At 27.2% G+C, this 20,573-nt stretch carries 17 protein-coding genes and 2 pseudogenes; 14 read left to right on the top strand and 5 right to left on the bottom strand.

The genetic code is table 11. From position 1 onward, the window contains the following. From tnpA (ANHYDRO_RS09550) to ANHYDRO_RS01840, 9 genes and pseudogenes are all read left to right on the top strand, one after another. A pseudogene (gene tnpA / locus ANHYDRO_RS09550) lies at nucleotides 1–404 on the top strand (IS200/IS605 family transposase); the annotation flags it as partial. Nucleotides 405–825: 421 nt separating this feature from the next. Next, a complete protein-coding gene (locus tag ANHYDRO_RS01870) occupies nucleotides 826–2,604 on the top strand; it encodes a DUF262 domain-containing protein (protein ID WP_004812868.1) in 1,779 nt (592 codons plus the stop codon). A 183-nt stretch (nucleotides 2,605–2,787) separates the two neighbouring features. Continuing rightward, nucleotides 2,788–3,189: pseudogene (tnpA, locus tag ANHYDRO_RS01865) on the top strand (IS200/IS605 family transposase); the annotation flags it as partial. 687 nt (nucleotides 3,190–3,876) lie between these two features. Next, a complete protein-coding gene (locus tag ANHYDRO_RS09835) occupies nucleotides 3,877–4,038 on the top strand; it encodes a hypothetical protein (RefSeq protein WP_162010662.1) in 162 nt (53 codons plus the stop codon). A 117-nt stretch (nucleotides 4,039–4,155) separates the two neighbouring features. Beyond that, the gene (locus ANHYDRO_RS01860; protein WP_162010661.1) at nucleotides 4,156–4,446 is read left to right on the top strand and encodes a hypothetical protein; all 291 of its coding nucleotides are present in this window, start codon (nucleotides 4,156–4,158) and stop codon (nucleotides 4,444–4,446) included. 136 nt (nucleotides 4,447–4,582) lie between these two features. After that, complete coding sequence (locus tag ANHYDRO_RS01855; protein ID WP_004812864.1) at nucleotides 4,583–4,834, top strand: hypothetical protein; 252 nt, start codon at nucleotides 4,583–4,585, stop codon at nucleotides 4,832–4,834. A gap of 191 nt (nucleotides 4,835–5,025) precedes the next feature. Continuing rightward, a complete protein-coding gene (locus ANHYDRO_RS01850; RefSeq protein WP_039913753.1) occupies nucleotides 5,026–5,607 on the top strand; it encodes a hypothetical protein in 582 nt (193 codons plus the stop codon). A gap of 115 nt (nucleotides 5,608–5,722) precedes the next feature. Further along, complete coding sequence (locus tag ANHYDRO_RS01845; protein WP_004812862.1) at nucleotides 5,723–6,841, top strand: hypothetical protein; 1,119 nt, start codon at nucleotides 5,723–5,725, stop codon at nucleotides 6,839–6,841. Nucleotides 6,842–7,145: 304 nt separating this feature from the next. Continuing rightward, entirely contained in the window at nucleotides 7,146–7,427 is a 282-nt protein-coding gene (locus ANHYDRO_RS01840; RefSeq protein ID WP_039913751.1) for a DUF6506 family protein, read from the top strand. Nucleotides 7,428–7,590: 163 nt separating this feature from the next. Here the strand turns inward: ANHYDRO_RS01840 and ANHYDRO_RS01835 are convergent, their stop codons facing one another. Next, nucleotides 7,591–8,862, bottom strand: coding sequence for a radical SAM/SPASM domain-containing protein (locus ANHYDRO_RS01835; RefSeq protein ID WP_004812860.1), 1,272 nt, complete (start codon nucleotides 8,860–8,862; stop codon nucleotides 7,591–7,593). Between the two features lie 28 nt (nucleotides 8,863–8,890). Then, nucleotides 8,891–9,469: a TetR/AcrR family transcriptional regulator gene (locus ANHYDRO_RS01830; protein WP_004812859.1), complete on the bottom strand. Its 579-nt coding sequence runs from the start codon at nucleotides 9,467–9,469 to the stop codon at nucleotides 8,891–8,893. Nucleotides 9,470–9,744: 275 nt separating this feature from the next. Here ANHYDRO_RS01830 and ANHYDRO_RS01825 point away from each other — a divergent pair, with 275 nt between their 5' ends. The 3 genes from ANHYDRO_RS01825 (at nucleotide 9,745) to ANHYDRO_RS01815 (ending at nucleotide 13,859) form a co-directional block, all read left to right on the top strand. Further along, nucleotides 9,745–11,427, top strand: a complete 1,683-nt coding sequence (locus tag ANHYDRO_RS01825; RefSeq protein WP_004812858.1) for a Na/Pi cotransporter family protein — start codon at nucleotides 9,745–9,747, stop codon at nucleotides 11,425–11,427. 82 nt (nucleotides 11,428–11,509) lie between these two features. Then, entirely contained in the window at nucleotides 11,510–12,235 is a 726-nt protein-coding gene (locus ANHYDRO_RS01820) for an ABC transporter ATP-binding protein (RefSeq protein WP_004812857.1), read from the top strand. Continuing rightward, on the top strand, nucleotides 12,225–13,859 hold the full coding sequence (locus ANHYDRO_RS01815) for a hypothetical protein (protein WP_004812856.1): 1,635 nt from the start codon (nucleotides 12,225–12,227) through the stop codon (nucleotides 13,857–13,859). Before ANHYDRO_RS01820 ends, ANHYDRO_RS01815 begins: the two co-directional genes overlap by 11 nt. Nucleotides 13,860–14,154: 295 nt before the next feature. Here the strand turns inward: ANHYDRO_RS01815 and ANHYDRO_RS01810 are convergent, their stop codons facing one another. Further along, a complete protein-coding gene (locus tag ANHYDRO_RS01810) occupies nucleotides 14,155–15,021 on the bottom strand; it encodes an aggregation-promoting factor C-terminal-like domain-containing protein (protein ID WP_004812855.1) in 867 nt (288 codons plus the stop codon). Nucleotides 15,022–15,272: 251 nt separating this feature from the next. Between ANHYDRO_RS01810 and hydE the strand changes: the two genes are divergently transcribed. After that, complete coding sequence (gene hydE / locus ANHYDRO_RS01805; protein ID WP_004812854.1) at nucleotides 15,273–16,307, top strand: [FeFe] hydrogenase H-cluster radical SAM maturase HydE; 1,035 nt, start codon at nucleotides 15,273–15,275, stop codon at nucleotides 16,305–16,307. Here hydE and ANHYDRO_RS01800 read toward each other — a convergent pair. Next, nucleotides 16,231–17,118 (bottom strand): histidinol-phosphatase HisJ family protein, encoded by an 888-nt coding sequence (locus tag ANHYDRO_RS01800; RefSeq protein ID WP_004812853.1) that lies wholly within the window; start codon nucleotides 17,116–17,118, stop codon nucleotides 16,231–16,233. The genes hydE and ANHYDRO_RS01800 overlap by 77 nt on opposite strands. Nucleotides 17,119–17,255: 137 nt before the next feature. On the opposite strand from ANHYDRO_RS01800, the gene ANHYDRO_RS01795 reads away from it, so the two are divergent. Next, nucleotides 17,256–18,530, top strand: coding sequence for a hypothetical protein (locus tag ANHYDRO_RS01795; RefSeq protein ID WP_004812852.1), 1,275 nt, complete (start codon nucleotides 17,256–17,258; stop codon nucleotides 18,528–18,530). Nucleotides 18,531–18,582: 52 nt separating this feature from the next. On the opposite strand, the gene ANHYDRO_RS01790 is transcribed toward ANHYDRO_RS01795, so the two are convergent. Continuing rightward, on the bottom strand, nucleotides 18,583–20,505 hold the full coding sequence (locus ANHYDRO_RS01790; protein WP_039913748.1) for a fructose-bisphosphatase class III: 1,923 nt from the start codon (nucleotides 20,503–20,505) through the stop codon (nucleotides 18,583–18,585). Nucleotides 20,506–20,573: the final 68 nt, after the last annotated feature.

Genomic DNA, 20,573 nt, shown 5'->3' with positions numbered 1-20,573 from the left:
CAAGAAATATATAGACAATTAAGAAAGGACATAGGCAGCATACTTCGAGAATTATGCTCAAGAAAAGGGATAAACCATAATAGAAGCAGAATTATGTCCAGATCATATCCATATGCTGGTAGAAATACCACCAAAGTACTCAATATCACAAATAATGGGATATTTAAAGGAAAAAGTTCACTGATAATATTCGATAGACACGCAAACCTAAAATATAAATATGGAAACAGACACTTTTGGTGTAGAGGATATTATGTAGATACAGTAGGAAGAAATGAAAAGAAATAAAAGAATATATACAAAATCAATTAAAAGAAGATTATTACACTGACCAAATAAGTATAAAAGAATACTATGACCCGTTTACGGGAGAGTCAGTAAATAAAACAATAAAAACTGCTTAAGCAGTAGTTGGGAAAGTGGTGCATGTGATGGAATACTCGACAGCCCCAATAGGGGCGTGCCGGTATTTGCGCCTTATAGGCGCTGTGCAAACTACCAGCTAAGCTGGTAGTTTGATTATCCTATATGGCATTTATTTATATATTAAAATATGCTCTTTACAGAAATCCTTTCTCTACTAATCCATTAGCTTGTAATATAAATATCTTGGCTTTAAATTCTTAAAATAAAGGTTTTATAGCAAATTCATATATATTTATTTAAATTGAAATTTTATAATTATAAGAATATTTTATGCTATGATATAATGTAAATAAATATACAAATATTTTAGAATAAAGTAAGTTTAAAAAATATAAATTTAGTAAGTAGATAACTTATTTTGTTTTATAGAAAGAAATTTAAAGGAATTTAATAGAGGTTATGTCAACAACAATAGAAATAAATAAGAAAAGTGTAAAAGAATTTTTAGATGCAGGAAAAAAACAAAAATTTATAATACCTGAGTATCAAAGACCTTATGCATGGTCAGAAGATGAAGTTCAAACTTTATTTGATGATATAGTTGAGTATACTCAAGAAAGAATTGATTCTCCATATTTTCTAGGAACAATTGTTTCATATACGAATGATCATAATGAACAGGAAATAATTGATGGCCAACAAAGAATTACAACCCTATCTTTGTTGCTAAGAGCTTTATATACAAAAATTGAAAAAATGGATTATACTAAGGAGAGAAATAATTTTATTGGTCAGATTGAACCTGCTTTATGGGAAACTGATGAGCTAAGTGGTGAAGCAAATAAAAGTAAGACTTTAATAGAATCTAGGGTTTATGAATCAGAGCATAATGAGATTTTAAATAATATACTAAGTACTGGTCTTTGCGATAAAGATTCTAAAGATAATTACACAAAAAATTATTTGTTATGTCAAAAACTTATAGATCAGTATGCCAAAGATGAGCCCCTAACTTTCTATCACTTGATAAACAATATTTTAAATAAAGCAATTGTTCTTCCTATCAAAGCCGATAGTCAGGATACTGCCCTTACAATATTTTCAACTCTCAATGACAGGGGCTTACCCTTATCAGATGCGGATATTTTTAAAGCAAAAATCTATAATAATATTAAAGATAGTGAATCTAGAAATGATTTTATTCAAAAATGGCAAGAACTTAGTGCAGGTGCAGAATATGCTGGTGAAAGTATTCAGAAATTATTTTATTATTATATGTTTTATCTTAGAGCAAAAGAGAATGATAAGAAGACAACTACTCCAGGTCTAAGAAAATATTATTCAAGTAGTAATTTTTTTAGGTTATATGATTTAGAATTAATGGATAATTTGAGATTTATATTAAACTTTTGGTCAGTAGTTAATAACAAGGAAGTAATAGATGGTGAAAATTGGTCAAGTAACTTTGAAATTTTAAAAGTTTTAGATATCCTTACCTCCTATCCTAATGAATTTTGGAAATATCCAGTAATAAATTATTACCTATCCTACAAAGATTCAGTTAAGTTCGAAGATAAATTTCTTTTATTTTTAAGAAAACTATTTGTTAATTTATGTAGTAGATATATTGTAACTCCTACAATTAACGCAGTTAAGCAAAATATTCTAAACTTAAATGCAGAGATCATTAATAGCGATGAACCTAAAGTTGAATTTAAAGCGGTTGATAAAAATATAATTAGGGAGCAATTAAAAAATCCACATAGAAATGTGGTAAGGATGTTATTAAAACTATTAGCTTATGATAATAACTTACAAGATGAACTTTTGCCAGAAAAATGGGAAATAGAACATATTCTTCCTAGTAAATGGCAGAACTCTTATTTCCTAAATTCTTCAGAAGAAGAGGTCAATGATGTGATTGAACATCTGGGAAATAAGATACCCTTTGAAAAAAGGTTAAATATAATTGCAAGTAATGGATATTTTGAAAAAAAGAAAGAATTGTATAGAAAATCAAAGATAGCCATAGTTAAAGATTTTTCACAAACTCATTCAAAAGACTGGAAGATAGAGCAAATAATGGAAAGGGATGTAAGAGTTTCTGATAGAATCATAGAAATATTTAATTTGTGGTCTGCTGATATAAATACTTCAAATAAATCAAAACTAACACAAGAAGATAAGATGGCTATAGAATTAATAAAGTCCAGAGGTTTAGAAGACTATTTAAAATAATTTGTGCAAAGATTTAAGATTATAAAACTTAGGTAAAAAATTTATAAAACATTATATGGAACAGGAATTTTATCGAGAATAAAATTTTAAATTGTCTTATATCAAATAAGATTGAGATATTAGAAAGTAGTATATTGAAATGGATGAAATATATCGGACGTTTGAAAAAGAAGAAGGGGAATAAAACACGCACTAATAAACCGTAAGTTTAAAAAAGATATAGGCTCTATACTCAGAGAATTATTCATGAGAAAAGGAATAAAAATAATAGAAGCAGAATTATGTCCAGATCACGTACACATGTTGGTAGAAATTCCACCAAAATATTCTATATCACAATTAATGGGATATTTAAAAGGGAAAAGTTCCTTGATAATATTCGATAGACACGCCAACCTAAAATATAAATATGGAAATAGACACTTTTGGTGTAGAGGATACTATGTAGATACAGTGGGAAGAAATGAAAAGAAAATAAAAGAATATATACAAAATCAATTAAAAAAAGACTACTACACAGACCAAATAAGTATAAAGGAATACACAGACCCGTTTACGGGAGAGTCAGTAAACAAGAACAAATAAAAAACTGCTTAAGCAGTAGTTGAGAAAGAGGTGCGTGTGAAAAAAATATTCGACAGCCCCAATAGGGGCGTGCCGGTATTCGCGCCTTATAGGCGCTGTGCAAACTACCAGCTAAGCTGGTAGTGATATTTAGATTTTGGTCATTAATAAGTTTAAAAATTAAAAAGATTAATATGATATAATTTGGTTAAATTAAATTATATATACTATAATAAAAAATCTGTAAAGATTTATTAATTTTAAAAAATATAATTCATTAAGGAGATAATATATGGCAAAAAACATTGATCCCGAATAAAAAAAGATAGGAAGTTATTTAGATTTAGGAGATATAATTATATTTTCAATCCCTGAATTTCAAATGGCTTATTCCTGAGATATAAAGCAATGTTATAAGTTATGGCAAGACATAGAAAATTTTATTGATAGTGGAGGAAGTGACTCATACTTTTTTTGAACTATTATTAATTGCCAAGAAGATGATACAAAACTAAGCTTAATTGATATTCAACAAAGAACAACAACTTTTATTCTTCTTTTAGATTCTGATATTATTTCTGCAAAACTTTATTCCGATTCTGGTGAAGGTAGAGAAGGATTTAATAAAAAATGGTCTGAATTAAAAAAATAGTTAAATATCTTTAGGAAAGTAATATAGCAGATATAAATAGTATTCTAATGCAGGACATGTATATTAATAGAGCGAAAAATAAAGAATATATATCAGAAAAAGGTTCTGTTAATGTGACAACACCTGGTTTAAGAAGATATTATACAGATATTAATAAGCAGCTACGTCAAAATCCAATAAAGCTTACAGCTCAATTATTAAAAATTTATAAAATATAGTTTGAAATAAAAGATTATTCAATTATTAAATTATGCTCTAAGTTTAATGAGAACGTAAATCTTTGCTTGATATCTTATTTAATTAGATCAGAATTAGATGAAATCACAGAAAATCTTGTGACAGATTATGTGGAAAATTTATTAAAATTGTTTTCTGTTTTAGAATTAGTTAATACAGGATATTCTAGTTCTAAGTTTAAAACTTTCTTATTTGGATTAAATATAAAACTTGTGGATAGAAATATAAGTTTAGAAGATATAAAAAATGAAATAAATAACCATATAAATAAAGAATGGAATAGAGAAGAGATTGAAACTGAAGTTAGAAATTATACTAAAAATCTACTACTATTGTTAAATGAATATTTAGCTTGTAGTAAAAAAGGAAAAAATTTATTCTACCTATAAAATATGAAATTTAACATATTATGCCAAGAAGTGGAAAAAATATTGATCAAATACGAGAAGATACAGGAAATCTGAAAAAGAAGAGTATTTAGAGATTGTAAATAAACTTGGAAATAAAATTCTACTCGAGGAAGATATGATTTGTTTAATAGGAAATTATTGGTTTAGAAGTAAAATCCAAAACTCGGTTAAAGAAAGAAAAGGCTATAAAGATAGTGATTTTATATTAACCAAGCAAATTCTTTCAGAATTTGATAATCAAAATAACCCACTTTGGACTGTTAATGATACTGAAAAAGGAGTAAAAGACAAGCTTAAATTAGTACTGATATTATTTTTAAATAATTATAATAAGGTTTATATGTTTATAAATTCGATAAGAAAATAGTTATATAAATTAAAGAGGATGAAAAACTATAAGATATAGAGAGAATTAAGCTTTGAAATAATATTCTCTTGTCATAATATATATAATAGATTTGAAAATCGTAATATAGCTATTAATTTTTTGTGACTACTCAAAAATTAATAAATTAAAATAGTAATTAAATATTATTTTAGAAGGAGATGGTTATTAATATGTGTAAAGAAATTGTTCTAATTTTATTAGGAGCTTTTATTTCTATAGTAACAACATTAATTAACAGATTTATTAAGGAATACTTTGATAAAAAAGGAGACGTTATTATCTATAGAAAGTTTGTTTATCAAAAGAATAGTATAAATAAACTAATGGGAATTTATGATTACAATAATGATGTTATTTTAATAGTACCTATTTGGATAGAAATTCATAATACTAAAAAGGTGTCAGCAATAATAAGAGATTTCAGTTTAGTTCTTTATAAAAATGGTAAGAAAATAAAAAAAATGAAACAAATAAGTCATCAAAAAGAAAATAATAGTGGTAATCTAGAAATTTATGGAGATAATGGAGTATACTCTTTTATTATTAAACCTGAGAGCATTAGTAGATATAATCTTTTATACTCTTTGAAAAAAAGTGATTGTTGTGCAGGTTTTGATGAAATAAAAATAGTGTATTTTGATTATGAAGATAAACGTATAGAAATTAGTTTGAAAAAAATTGAAACTTCATGGACTCCAAAACAATTTAATATTGATGATGAATGGGTTAAATTATGGAAATATAAGATTTGACGGTTTATTCACTTCAAACAAATGAATGGATTAATGATATTTAAATATGACTTAAATATATAGTTCTTATTTTTCTGGATTACTTTAAATATTATATAAAAAAGGAGGGACCTAATTGGAATTAGAAGATAAAATTAAATTAAATTTAATTGAGGATGCTTTAGAAAATTATTTTGTATGCCTAAGATTAGTTAACAGTAATTCAGAAATCTCTTCTAGAATAGTTTTCCAATATCTTCCATTTCTAAGTTTAAACATATTAGATATAGCAGATAAGTTTGGTTTATCTATAGATGAAAATATATATTATAAAAAAAATATATATAATTTCACTAAATTATTAAATTATAATAGAGCTTTACTTAAACAAGATACCGTTTATAATAAATATTCTAAGATAAAAAAAGAAATATTAAAAAGTTTAAATAATAATTATTATTTATTAACTAAAGATTATAATATTATTCAAAAATTTATAATTAATATTATAGGTCAGAAAGATTTTGCTGTATATTCTTATAAAGGCATTCCTTTTTATAACAATATTCAAAACATAAGGTTTATAGAATGTTTTTTAGATTCAGATAATAATATAAATAAAGGAGATCTAATTCACTTTTCTTATAGTATAGCTAATTTTTTAAAATCTATTATTAAAGATCTTATTGATTTAGAAGCATTTAAATATAAATTTGAAGAAAAAATTGAAGATAAAATAAATGATTTTGAGATGAATGATTATTATGTTTATGAAACAAATAGAGCGGATTTATTTGTAAATCATTTAGACATTGATCAAAATATATTTTTCTTTAATCTAATTTGTTTAGTAAACAGTGCGAATTTCTTATACCCTAAAGTTTTTAAATTAGGTAAACATCCTCAGTTAAGAATGAAATTTATAACTTATTTAATTGTAGTCAAAAGTCTTTGGATTTATCAGAAAAAATTTGGAAATCTATCTAAGGATTTGAAATCAATTATCGAAATTTCAGATTCTATATTTAAAAATGAAGAAAATAGAAGAAAATTTAGAAATAACATTTTTCATTACGATTTACCAAGCGATGCAGGTTTTGAAATTAATATTATTAACAGTATAACTAAATATTTTTTGAATTTAAGTATAGATGAATTTGATTCATTAACATCGAGTTCATTAGATATTTTTATATTAGAAGCAAATAAGTTATTATTTGGAGAACAAAGAAAATTTATAGGTTCAAATTGCTAAAAATAATATAATTATAATAAAATATATTTTTATTTAATAAATTTTTAATAATTTTCAAGATAAAGATAGAAAAATAGAATTTTTGCAAAATATATAAAATTTAGTATAACTCAAGATTTTTTATATAAAATCTATAAGTAAGAGTATATTGAATATGGATTAGATAGAATTATTCTTTTAATATAATAAACAGAAAGAAAAGGTGAAAAAAGATATACTCGATAGAATTAAGAAAAATGGTACAGATCTTTGTTGGAATTTAGTTTTAATTTTTAGAATAATTGAAATTTTTAAGGAGAGAAAAATGAAATTTGTTTATATAATTATGGGACCTTTTGATTCTAAAGTTGATAGAAAAGCCATTGGGAAAAATAATAATGCTGAAATTATTGGGGTTAAAAATTTGGATGAGGCGAAAGAAGTTTGTAAGTCTCTAATTGGTCTTGCTGATGTGATTGAGCTTTGTGGAGCTTTTGAGGAAAGTGGGGCAAGGGAGATTATTGATGCAACAAATTGCAAGATTCCTATCGGTTTTGTTACACACCTTGATTTTCAGGATGATTTGTTTGATAAATTATTTTCTTAATTTATTAAATTTAGTATTTATTTAAAAAAGTGCCAAATTTTATATTTTGGCACTTTTTAATTCTTATTTTTCAATAAGTTTTGCTAATTCGATTTATTTTTAGGTTTAATTATTCCAAAGTTCGTCTGCTACTGGTTTCCAATCTTCTGCGTAATCTTCGCATTTATCGCACAAGTCGTCTACATTTTCTTTTTCTAGTATATCTGTAGATTTTGCTTGAGATTTTTTTTACCATATCTCTTAATAAATTTGGATTTTCTAGCATTGGACATGGTCTTAGCATATTTTCGTTAAAAGGTTGTCCATCGTGATATGCCATAAATAATGGAGATTGGAGACTTTCTACTAGAGTTTTTTCTTTTATATTTGAGTCAGAATAGTGGATAAATACACAAGGCTCTAAATCTCCATTTGCATTTATGTGAAGATAATTTCTTCCTCCTGCTATGCAGCCTCCGATATATTCGGCATCATTTTGAAAATCTAGGAAAAATAATGGTTTTGTTTTTCTAAATTTTCTTAATTGATGGTAGATGTGTTTTCTTTGGTCTGGTTTTGGCAACAGTTCTTTTCCTGTACCTTTTCCTACTGGCATAAAGTGGAAATACCAAGCGAATAAAGCTCCTCTTTCTATCATTTCATCTACAAATTCTTCACTAATTATTGACTTGTAATTTTGAGAAGTGTAGCAGCAAGAAATTCCAAAAGGAAGTTTATTATCTTTTAGTAGGTTCATAGATTTTATTACTTTATTATATATTCCATCTCCTCTTCTTGCATCTGTTGTAAATTCTGATCCTTCAACTGATATTGCAGGAACTATATTTTTAAGTCTAAGCATCTCATCAATAAAATCTTGGTCAATAAGGGTTGAATTTGTAAAGATTAAAAATTCACAGTCGTTGTGTTTTTCACAAATTTTTAGTATATCTTTTTTTCTTACAAGTGGTTCTCCGCCTGTAAATATGTAAAAATAAATTCCAAGTTCTTTTCCTTGACTTATTATATCATCAATTTGTTCATAGGATAAATTTAGGCTATTTCCATATTCAGCTGCCCAACAGCCCTTGCATTTTAAATTGCATGCTGTTGTTGGATCTAATAGTATGGTCCAAGGAATATTACAATTATATTTTTCTCTGCTTTCTTTTTTCAAATCTTCACTAAATAATACAGAGTTTAATAGAAAGTTAATAACTGTTTTGTCAAATACATCTGGATCTATAGTATTTAACATATTTAATATGTATTTATGAAAAATATCATCTGGATCACTTATAACTTTATCAATTGTTTCTATTTGTGATCTATAATCATTTGGTGAAATTTTTTTTGCTAAATCAATTGCATTTTTTAGATTTTTCTCTGGATTTTTGTGTACATATTTTAAAGTTTTTTCAACACCATATGTCTTAACTTTGTTATTTATATTCATAATTCCTCCTTTTGAAAATATAAAAATATTAGCTTATAATTTTTTCCAATTGCTTATAAGAATTTTTTAATAAATTTATTAACTCTTCTTCTTTTTCAGGATTTGCGTCATATAATTTTACTGCTAGTAAAATAGGTGAATAGAATATTGTTGATAAAACTTCCAAATCACCAAATTTACTTAGTCCATAATAATCAATAATCTTTTGTTGTTTAGTCATTGGGTTATGGATAAATTTTTCCACATAAAACTGCATAGCTTGAGGATTTTTATACATTTCTATGGATAACATTTTCCTTACTTTTGAAACAAATGGATCATGTAGTAAATATTTGAAAATATCTATAGATAATTTTTCTATATTTAATGTTTTTTGATTATTTTTCATTATTTTATAATCTTCTACATCATCAATTTTCTGGTCTATTTTAATTACTGCATCTTTTAATATAGTTTCAAAAATTGTTTTTTTTGATTTGAAGTGCTTGTAAATAGAAGGAGCTTTGATTCCAACTTCTTTTGCAATTTTTTCCATAGACACATCCGAATATCCATATGTGGAAAATAATTCCAAAGAATTTAAATAGATTTTTTCTTTTGTGTTCATAAAGCCTCCTAAGAAATATTTCTTAAATCCATTATAGGCTAATAATCATTAGCTGTCAATTATATTTATTTTTAAATATTTTTTGATTTTAAATTTGAAATAATTTTAAAAATTTTTAAATAATAAAATAGGAAGATATTTGTCTGATTTTATTTTTATGAATACTAAGAAATATTAATTTTTCAATTGTTGTTTTGAATTTTTTATGATAATATTATATTTAGGTAAGATTTTAGTAAAATCTTTTAAATTTAATATATTTATATGGAGGAATTATGCAATTATCGGCATTATCAACATTGCAATGGAACCTGATTGCGGGTGGACTTGCAATATTTTTGTTTGGTATTAATTTGATGGGGGATGCTCTTACAAATTTTGCTGGACCTAAACTAAGGGGATATGTAGAAAAATACACTTCCAATCCTATTAAGGGAGTTCTTGTTGGAATTGTTATTACTGGCTTAATTCAATCATCATCAGCAACTACTGTTATCGCCATTTCTTTTGTTAGGGCAGGTGTTATGAGCCTTGAACAAGCAATTGGCGTAATTTTGGGTGCCAATATTGGTACAACTGTTACTGCTGTTTTGATTGGTTTCAATTTAGACTATTTGTCTTATTTTATTTGCCTAATTGGTGTAGGAATTTTTCTATTTTCTAAAAAAAGAAAAGGAAAATATATTGGTGAAATTCTTATTGGTTTTGGGCTTTTGTTTATTGGTTTAAAGATGATGGGAGATAGTCTTTCTGAACTTAAAAATATACCAGGTTTTGAAAAAATAGTTACAGATCTTGGTAAAAATCCTATTATAGCTGTTTTAGTTGGTGCAGTTTTGACTGCTCTTATCCAATCATCATCAGCATTTATTGGTATAGTTCAATCTTTATATGCATCAGGAGCCATAGGCTTAAATCTTTCTTTAGGATTTTTGTTTGGGGCAAATATTGGAACTTGTATAACAGGAATTCTTGCATCTTTGGGTGGGTCTTTATCTGCTAAAAGAACAAGTCTATTCCATGTTTTATTTAATATATTAGTTTCAACTGTATTTTTATTGCTTCTTGTTCCTTATGAAGGATTTATATCTTTTATTGCAAATAAATTCTCTCTAAATCCAATGATGACTATAGCTGTTGGCCATTTTTCATTTAACTTTGTTGGTATGATTTTATTTGTTCCACTTATTAAACAAGTTTCAATTATCCTTCACAAAATTATTCCTGGAAAAGATTCAATCTTCTCAGATGTTTCTGATATTGACCTTGAAGAAAGCTTGATTAATACTTTCCCAGCTGCAGCCTTAGATCAAGCTAAAACTGCTATTATAAAGGAAAGTAAAATTGCCCTTGAGACTATCAAGTCTTCTAGAAATTATTTAAATTCTAGGGATAAAAATGATCTTTCAACTGTAAATCAAGCAGAGGCCTTGGTAAATGAGATGGATACAAAAATCCAAAAATATATTTTGGATATTTCAAAGTCAAACCTTGTAAGCGAGCTTGAAGGTGATATTCATAATTATCTACAAGTTCAAATAAATGTAGAAAGAGTCTCAGATCTTGCTCAAAATCTTGGAGAATATTTTGATGAAATTAATGAAGCTGGAGAAAAATATAATGAGGGAGCCTTGGAAGATTTAAATAAAATTTACGATTTGGTTATTAATAACTATGTAAATTCAATTGAAGTTTTTGAAAGTGAAGATATGACCCTTTATCAAACTTTAAAAGAAGACGAGGCAAATCTTGACTTGTTAGAACAAAATCTAAGAAGGTCTCACTATAAAAGACTTACAGAAGGAGAAAAAATATCCACAGTTGCAAGTTCAGTATTTGTTGATATAGCATCAACAATAGAAAGAATCGGTGACCATGCCTTCAATATTGCTCGTATAACAGTCGATCCTGTTAAGGTTCACGATGAATACGAAAAACAAATTGTAACAATTAAATAATTTAATAAAAATCTCGCAGATTATCTGTGGGATTTTTTATTTTGGGTAAATATACAATAAGTTTTAATAAAAGGAGGGAATTTTGTTAGAGGTTAAAAATTTTACAAAAAAATACAAAAATGGAAAACTTGCTGTTGACAATATTTCTTTTGATGTGAATAATGGGGAAATTTTTGGATTTTTGGGGCCAAATGGGGCTGGAAAATCAACAACCATCAAGGCAATTGTAGGTTTGATTAAAAAAAGTAGGGGAGAGATAAAAATTGATGGAATAAAACTTGAGGATGATCCGCTTCTTTATAAAAATAAATTTTCCTACCTGGCTGATAATCCTGATTTATTTGATAAATTTACAGGGGTAGAATACATAAATTTTGTTGCAGATATATATGGGATTGATGAAAAAACACGAAATGAAAGGCTAAATACCTACCTTGATTATTTTGATATAAGAGAGGCTATGGCTGATTTGATTTCGTCATTTTCTCATGGCATGAAGCAAAAACTTGCTATAATTTCATCTCTTATCCATGACCCAGACCTTTTGATTTTGGATGAGCCTATGGTTGGTCTTGATCCAAAATCTTCTTTTAATCTTAAAAAAATAATGAGAGAGAGAAAAGAAGCTGGGAAAATGGTTTTCTTTTCAACCCATATAATGGAAGTTGCTGAAAATATTTGCGACAGGATTGCTATAATTTCAAATGGAAAAATTGTAGCCCAAGGAAGTCTTGATCAAATTAGGGAAAGTCTTGATGAAGATAAGTCCTTAGAAGAATTATTCTTGGAGCTTACTGATGAAAAATAAAAGATTAAAAGTACTTTTTAAAAAGTTTTTTAAGGAGGAAATTTCCAAATATCTGCCGGGGACAAAAGTGTATGGACTTCCAAATGACTATAATTTAAGAGTTTTATACCTAATATTAATGTATGGATTTTATACTATTATTGGTCTTTCTACCTTTGCTTTTTTAGCCTTTTTCTATTTAAGTAAAAATGATGAATTTTCTTATTTTACATCTGGATCATTAATAATAAGTGTCTTTTTGCTAATAGCTTGTGCTGTGGATTTGATTTCAGATTATTCCAAAAGTAAGGATATAAATATTTTGATGACTATGCCAATAAAAGATGAGGAGATATACTTATCAAAATTTTTGGCAATAATTTTATCAAAATTTGAAATTTTTTATTTTTATATTTTGATGATAGGAGTCTATTTATTTAATATAGGCTTTTCTTTTATAAGAATTTTGGGACAAATATTAAATGTTTTTCCAATATTTGTAACATCTCTTGCCATAATTTCAATTCCTATAATGATAATAATGAGATTTTCAAATATAAGAAATTACAAAACAATTTTTAAATTTATAGGCTATGGATTAGCCTTATTTGGGCTTGGTTTTATTTATTTTTCAGCCTTTGCAAAAGAGGGAAAATCAGCTAGTATAATTTCAAATTTAATGAAAATATTTGTAAAACATTCAGGCAAGGCTTCATTCTTATTTTTTCATACAAGACTATATGGGAAAAGTTTGAGTGGAAATGTGGGTGATTTTTTCTTATATAGCTTTTTACTATATTTATATAGCTTTATAATTTTGTTTATCCTTTCAAGGCTTGCATCAAAAATCTACCTTGATTCTTTAACAGGAAATGAACAGGTTAAAATTCACAAAAAAAGCAAAAATCTTTCCTACAAGAAATCATCAACCATACATGCTATTTACAAAAAAGATATAAGAATAATTTTAAAAAGTCCGGTTTATCTTTTTCCAGTCTTATCATCAATAATAATGCTTACAATTTTGTGGGGATTTGGGTCAAGTGGACTTTTTGAACTAATAAAAGAGGTAAATCTTAAAAACAAAGAAATATATTTATTTATAATTTTGGGATCATTTACCTTTAGATTTTTTGTATCAGCAAATGATATAGGAATAAATTCATCTCTTTCAAGAGAAGGAGAGAGTCTGTACCAAACTTTGACTTTGCCAATAAGCCCCAAAGAAAACGTACTAGCAAGGGCTCTTTCAATAAATACAGTAAATCTTCTTATAAATTTATCTCTAACGATTGTTCTAAGCCTTATTACAAAAATAAATATTTTGGCAGCTATTTCAATTTTTATAGGATTTAGCCTATCAAGTTTTATCTCATCCCTACAAGGTCTATTGATGGATGCAAGCTCAATAAACATCCACTGGGAAAAGGAAAGAGATCTTACAAGGGGATCATCACAAAATATAGGCTACTATATAGCAGAAGGATTTATCCTAATAATAGTAGGAGCCATAAGTTTTATAATTTACGAATTTACAAATATTTACTTAGTATTTTTATTTGTAATGTCATTAATAATCCTTACAACAATATTTTTGTACAAAAAAGTCATAAAAAAATACCAAGAGGGATTTTTTGACCTATAAAAAATAAATACAATGAAGAAACTCCATCTCGAGCAGATAAATATGGCTTGATTTGGCATATTTATCCCTAAAACTAGTGCGAGAGCACAGAAGAACTTACGTAGTAAATGAGTTTTCATAAGCACGGAAAAATTTGCTAAGCAAATGGATTTTAGTGTCTAGAAATATCATTATTACTCAGACTAGAATTTAATAGAAACTTGATATAAAAAAATATTTAATTAAAACAAAATTTTCCAAGAAAAAAACTTCAAGCAATTAAGCTTGAAGTTTTAAATTTATATCTTATTTAATTTTAGTACCAACCATTGTTGTTCCAAAATGCAAGTGCATTATCCCAAGAACCATATCTTTGAGCTACATATTGATCAGCAACTCTTTCTTGGTTAGCTGGTGAATAATCTCCATTTAAGTAAGCTGAAGATAATTGATATTTACCAATATATTGACCATTTCTAGCATTGTATGATCCACCAGATTCTCTTTGAGCTATAATTTGTTTAGCTGATGAATTGTTTGCTGTGTAAGTTGTTTGAGCAGGTGCTTGGTAAGTTTGTGCAGGTTGTTGGTAAGTTTGAGCTTGTTGTTGGTATGTTTGTGATGAAGCTTGAGTATTTGCCTTAGTATTATTTTGACCTACTTTTTGGTTTTTATTTTCTGTTTTTGCTGCTTCAACATTTCCCATAGCATTGTTTATAATGTGGTCTGAAACTTCAAGAAGGTTGCTGTATACATATCCTTCTTTTCCTTCAAAAGCAACTTTTATATAACCATTTTTTGCAATTTCTTTAACTTCAACTACATCTCCAGCATTAAGAACTTGGTAAATTTCAGAATTTAAATCATCAGAACTTCTAAAGTTTGCAGGGCTTAAAACTTTAGCTTCTTCTGTTACATTAAATAAGTATCTTGCAACAAATGCTTCTTTTCCGTTATAGTTTATTTTTAACCAATCATTTTCTGATCCAATTACTTGATAAGCTGTGTGGTCATTGATTCCACCAATTACATTTGAATCTAATCCAGCATTTTCTCTAACATTTACAACGTGTGCTTTGTTTTCATCTTTAACTGCAACAGAAGCTTCTGCCTTGTTAGATGCTGTGAAAATTGTCGGTATTACTATTGCCGCTGCTAGGGCATATTTTTTTAAGTTTGTCATAATGATTACTCTCCTTATGTATTTTTTTAATGTATTGTAACTATTTATAGTTTTTTTTATGATTTCTTTTTCTATTTCGTAACATTGGTTACAAAATATTTACAACTCGTTTTTACAAGGATTATAATAACTTATGATTGTGTGGAAAATATGTAGAAATAAAATATTTTTTAAAATTTTAATATCCGTTTGATTTTTCTTAAAATTTATTATTTGTTATAATAGATGAATGTACAAAGGAGTGGATTAATATGAGCTTTGTTAAAGCAGAAAATTTTACTGATCAAAGACTTTTGGAATTGATTAGCGATGATAAATATAATGAATATTTGGCAAAAAAAGCCGATAAGGTAAGGCAAGAAATATATGGTAAGGATGTTTATGTAAGAGGTCTTATTGAATTTTCGAATTTTTGTAAAAATAATTGTTATTATTGTGGGATTAGAAAATCTAATTTAAATGTAGAAAGATACAGACTAAATTTTGATGAAATTATTATGTGTGCAAAAATTGGTTACAAATTAGGTTACAGAACTTTTGTCCTCCAAGGTGGTGAGGATTTAAAATTTAAAGACGAGGATATTTGTAAAATTGTTGAAGAAATTAAAAAAATTCACCCTGATTGTGCCATCACCTTATCTATTGGAGAAAGATCAAAGGAAGCTTATAGGTCATTTTTTAATGCTGGAGCTGATAGGTATTTATTAAGGGAAGAAACTTCTAATAAAAATCACTATTACAAACTCCATCCAAAAGAAATGTCTTTTGAAAATAGGAGAAAGGCTCTTTTTGATTTAAAGGAAATTGGCTTTCAAGTTGGGGGAGGATTTATGGTTGGATCTCCTTATCAAAAAGATGAAGATTTGATTTCGGATTTGAGATTTTTGCAAGAATTAAAACCAGATATGATTGGAATCGGCCCATATTTGTCTCAACATGACACTCCATTTAAGGATATGGAAAATGGGTCCTACAAAAAAACTTTAAGGCTAGTTTCGATTTTAAGGCTTATGTTCCCTTATTGTTTGATTCCTGCAACAACTGCCCTTGGAACTATAAATCCTTTTGGTAGGGAGGAAGGATTAAAGGCAGGAGCCAATGTATTAATGCCAAATTTATCTCCTACTTCTTATAGAGAGCTTTATTCTTTATATGATAATAAAATATGTACTGGAGATGAGGCTGCTGAGTGTAGAAATTGTTTGGAACTTAGGATAAAAAAAGCAGGCTACAATATTGTAACCCACAGGGGAGATGTGTCTGAGTATAAAAAAATGTATGAATAAAGGCTCTAAAAGAGCCTTTTAAATTTCTATAATTTTTCCTTTTATTTTCGAAATATGATAAGTGATCAAAGCCTAATTCTTTTAGGTGGTCTATGCCATCATATATTTTGTAAGATACTGTATCATTAAAGTGGGAATCGGAACCTATTGTTATTGTTGTTCCACCTAATTCTTTGTATCTTTTTAAAATTTCATCTTTTGGATTTGCGTGAGGAAGATTATTCCTAAATCCTGCTGTATTATATTCTATGCCCCTATTTGTTTTTATTATTTCTTTTAATATTTCATCAATTAAGTCAGAATAAAAAGAAAATTCTGGGATTACATTTTTATCTTTAATAAACCTATCAATAAAATCGATGTGGCCAAGAATATTAAATTTATTACATTTTTTTACAGAATCTAGCATACATTGGTAGTATTTTCTAAAATGATATTTTGGATCTTTTTCTATATTTTTTCTATTTTGCCAAATATCTTGAAAATCCATGGCGTGGATTGATCCAATTACAAAGTCAAAATCATTTTTGTCTATAAAATCATTTATCTTATCAGCATTATCAGGCCCTAGACCTATTTCTATTCCCTTTAAAATTTTTATTTGATCTTTATATTTTTCTCTTAAAGTATCTATAGTAGAAAAATATTTTTTTACATCAAAATTTAAAGTTTGATCATGTTTACAAAAAGTTTCGTCGTGGTCTGTGAAGGCCATTATTTTTATATCATTTTTTATAGCTTGTTTTACATTTTCTTCTGGATCAGCACTTGAATCAAAAGAAAAACTTGAATGTAAGTGTAAGTCTTGCATTTTTTTCCTCTCTTTTTTCTATTATCGTTTCTTTCTATATGATAACACAATTTTTATTTTTGTTTTCAACTTATCCTACAAATTTATTCAAAACTTTGTTATAATAAATAATAGATGTTAAACGAGAGAGGGGAATAATGAAAAAAAGTAATAAAATTTTAGCTTTGGGATTAGGTTTATCCTTGATTTTTGCACCAGCAACAAGCCTAGTTTCAAATAGTGTTAATTTAGTATATGCAGAAGAAAGCCAAGAAAAAGAAGAAAAGGAAGTAAGTCCTGAAGAATTTGTAGCTTATGCAAATGAATTTGTAGACTCAGATGAATTTAAGGCCTTGGATGAAAAGGATCAAAAAGAATATAAGGAATTGATCAAAGACTTAACTGCCGAAAATCTAGGTCAAGATGAGTTTGATGAAATAAATGAAAAAATTGATAATATAAAATTATCTTATTATAAAGATAAGTATGATAAGTTGAAAAAAGAACTTGATGGCTTAAAGGCTGATAATTTATCTGATGAGTTAAAAGAAGAAGTTGAATCTTATGAAGATTCTTACCAAACTCATGAAGAGTATTTTAAAGCTGTGGATAAGATAGAAAATACAATAAAATCTATTGAAATTTATAATAAAGACTTAAAATTTTACAAAGATGTGCTAAAAAAAGCAATAGAAGATAATAAAGATTTTAAAATTTACCTAATGGATGAAAAGACTGTTTTAGAAAATAAAAATGCAAAACTTGATGAAGTTCATAAGGCTATTGAGAATTTAAATAGTAAGGTTGATGCCTATAATAAAAAAGTTGAAGAAGAAAAAAATAGACTTTCAAATATGGCTAAGCTTAAAGAGAAAATGGATGGGGAAAAATCAACAAAAGCATCTACAAACTATAAAAAAGCTAGTAAGGCTATAAGGGAAGATTTTGATAAGAAAATTCAAGCTGTAAAAGATGCTCATGGAAAGCTAGATAAAAAAGAAAATGTAGAAAATGTAGATGAAATAATTTCAAATTATAATTCAGCCTTTGATAAACTTGATGGTGATAAAAATCTTGAAGCATATAATAAGCTAGTTACTTATTATAATGAAAACAAGGATAAATTATCAAAAGAAGACCAAAAAAAATATGAAGATCTTATAGAAAAGCTTGATAAAAGTGAAGATTTTGGTATGGATAAGATAAATGAATTAAAGGCTCAAATAGAAAAGGCTATAAAAGATGATGAAGATTCTGCAACATTAAAAAAAGTAGGAGCAAAAAAAATAGGAGTTCAAAAATCATCAGGTCCAAAGGTAAAAAGAAGTCGTTCTTTTGTAAGAACTGGAGTAAAATCTGTAGGAATTGTCCTAATAGTATTAGTTGTAGCAGGACTCGCTTACTTCTTTGTAGCAAAAAAAGATAAAAAATAGAAAATAAAAAAATCTTCAAGTATGCTTAAGCGTAAACTTGAAGATTTTTTCTTTACTTAAAATTTTTCCCTTCGTCAATCACTTGTAAAAGTTCTGTTAAAACTTCAATCCTACTTTTTATTTTTTGACCTTGATCTGTGTCTTTTATGAGCATTCTTGGAATTAATTTTTCTGTTTCATAAATTTTTGGGGTGTAGGAGCCCATATTATCCCTTATATTTGTATAGGAAAGGTGTTCTGCTAAGGCTAGGTGGTGGGAATTGTACATCAAAGTGTAACCTGCAATGCCAGTCTTTTTTTGGTAGGGTTTAGAAATTCCACCATCTATTACATATAATTTTCCATTTGCCCTTACAGGTTTTTTTCCTTCCTTTACTCTTACAGGAACGTGGCCATTTATAATTCTTCTTCTCTCACTTTTTAGGTCGAATTCATCTAAGATTTTATCGCAAATTTCTTCCTTTTTATTTAAATCATAGTATGGATTCATCTCTTCTTTTTTCAAATACTTATCATCAACTAAGGAATTTTCAAAATATGAATACTGACTTTTGCCAAAAATTGGAGATTTTTTCCCACAAACTAAATACCAACAAATATCTTGGGCAAAAAGTTTTTCGGAAGGATCTTTTGAAAAATAAGCATCCCTTGCAAGTTTATCAAAAATATCAAGCATGGCACGACCCTTATAGGATTTCCCCCTTATTGTAACAGTTTGAAAATTTCCATCCTTATCCATGGGTATACAACCATGAAAGAGAAGTGAACCGTTTGATTTTTTATACATTGATCCATTTTCGTAGATAAATTTAATGTGCTTGTTCAAAATAATATTTTTAGAAAATTCTTTTTGCAAAATATCAATAATATATTCTTCTTCAGGACTTAATTTACTTGGATTTTTTGGATCTATAGTTGGAAAATTTGTATCAAGAAGTTTTGCTTTCTTATAAGTCATATTTGAAAAATCTATAAATTTTAAGGAGTTTCTATCTTCCATATTAAATTCAGGATTCCTATCTAAAAGTTGGCTATCAAGTTTATACCTAATAATACTCATTGCCTTGTACATCTTTGCAGCAATATCCTTATTTACCTTGTCATAGATATTTTCTTCAAAAACTTTAGGCATAAAGCAAAGGCAAGGATCATCCCTGTAGGTTTTCATAGAAAATTCATACAAGGGTCTCAAATTAATCCCATATCCTTCTTCAAGAAAATCAAAATTATTATAAGAAATAGAGCTACAAATACAAGCTGCAACCAGGGCCTTGTTTCCAGCACAGGCTCCCATCCATTCCATATCGTGATTTCCCCATTGAATATCAACACTTGGAAAAGAAATCAATTCATCCATAATAATATGAGCACTCGGACCCCTATCATAAATATCTCCAACTATATGAAGGCTATCAACAGAAATTCTTTGGATTAAAGTCGATAGAACAATAATAAAATCATTAGCTGACTTATATTTGATAATATTTTCTATTATTTTCTCATAATATAGTTTTTTATTAAACTCAGAATCATTGGTATAAAGAAGTTCATCAATAATTTCCCTATAATTTGTAGGGAATTTTTCTTTAACTGTCTCTTTTGGATATTTTGTAGAAACAAACCTAAATAAATTAACTAGCCTGTGGATATTTATTGTATACCAATCATTGTCAATAATATCTTCTTCCTTCAACCTAAGTAGCTCTTTTTGAGGATTATAAATTAAATTTGCCAAATCATCCTGGTCTTTTTTAACTAGAGTATCGCCGAAATACTGCCTAGTCTTATCCCTAATATTTCCTGCAGCAGACCTTAATAGGTGGATAAAAGCCTTTGCCTCACCGTGAAGGTCAGAAAAAAAGTACTCAGTTCCCTTAGGTAAATATAATTTTGCATTTAAGCTTATCAGCTCGTCAACCAAATTAGTCCTACTTGGATAATTTTCTTTTAAAATATCTAAATATTTTTCATTCATAAAAAACCCTTTCATAAGTTTTAAAAAAAAGGATGCTGAAAACCATCAATAATCCAACATCCTTTAAA

Source organism: Anaerococcus hydrogenalis DSM 7454 (genome assembly GCF_000173355.1).
GTDB lineage: Bacteria > Bacillota > Clostridia > Tissierellales > Peptoniphilaceae > Anaerococcus > Anaerococcus hydrogenalis.
The sequence above is the reverse complement of the archived record's forward strand: the minus strand, read 5'-3'. Positions and strand labels throughout refer to the sequence as shown.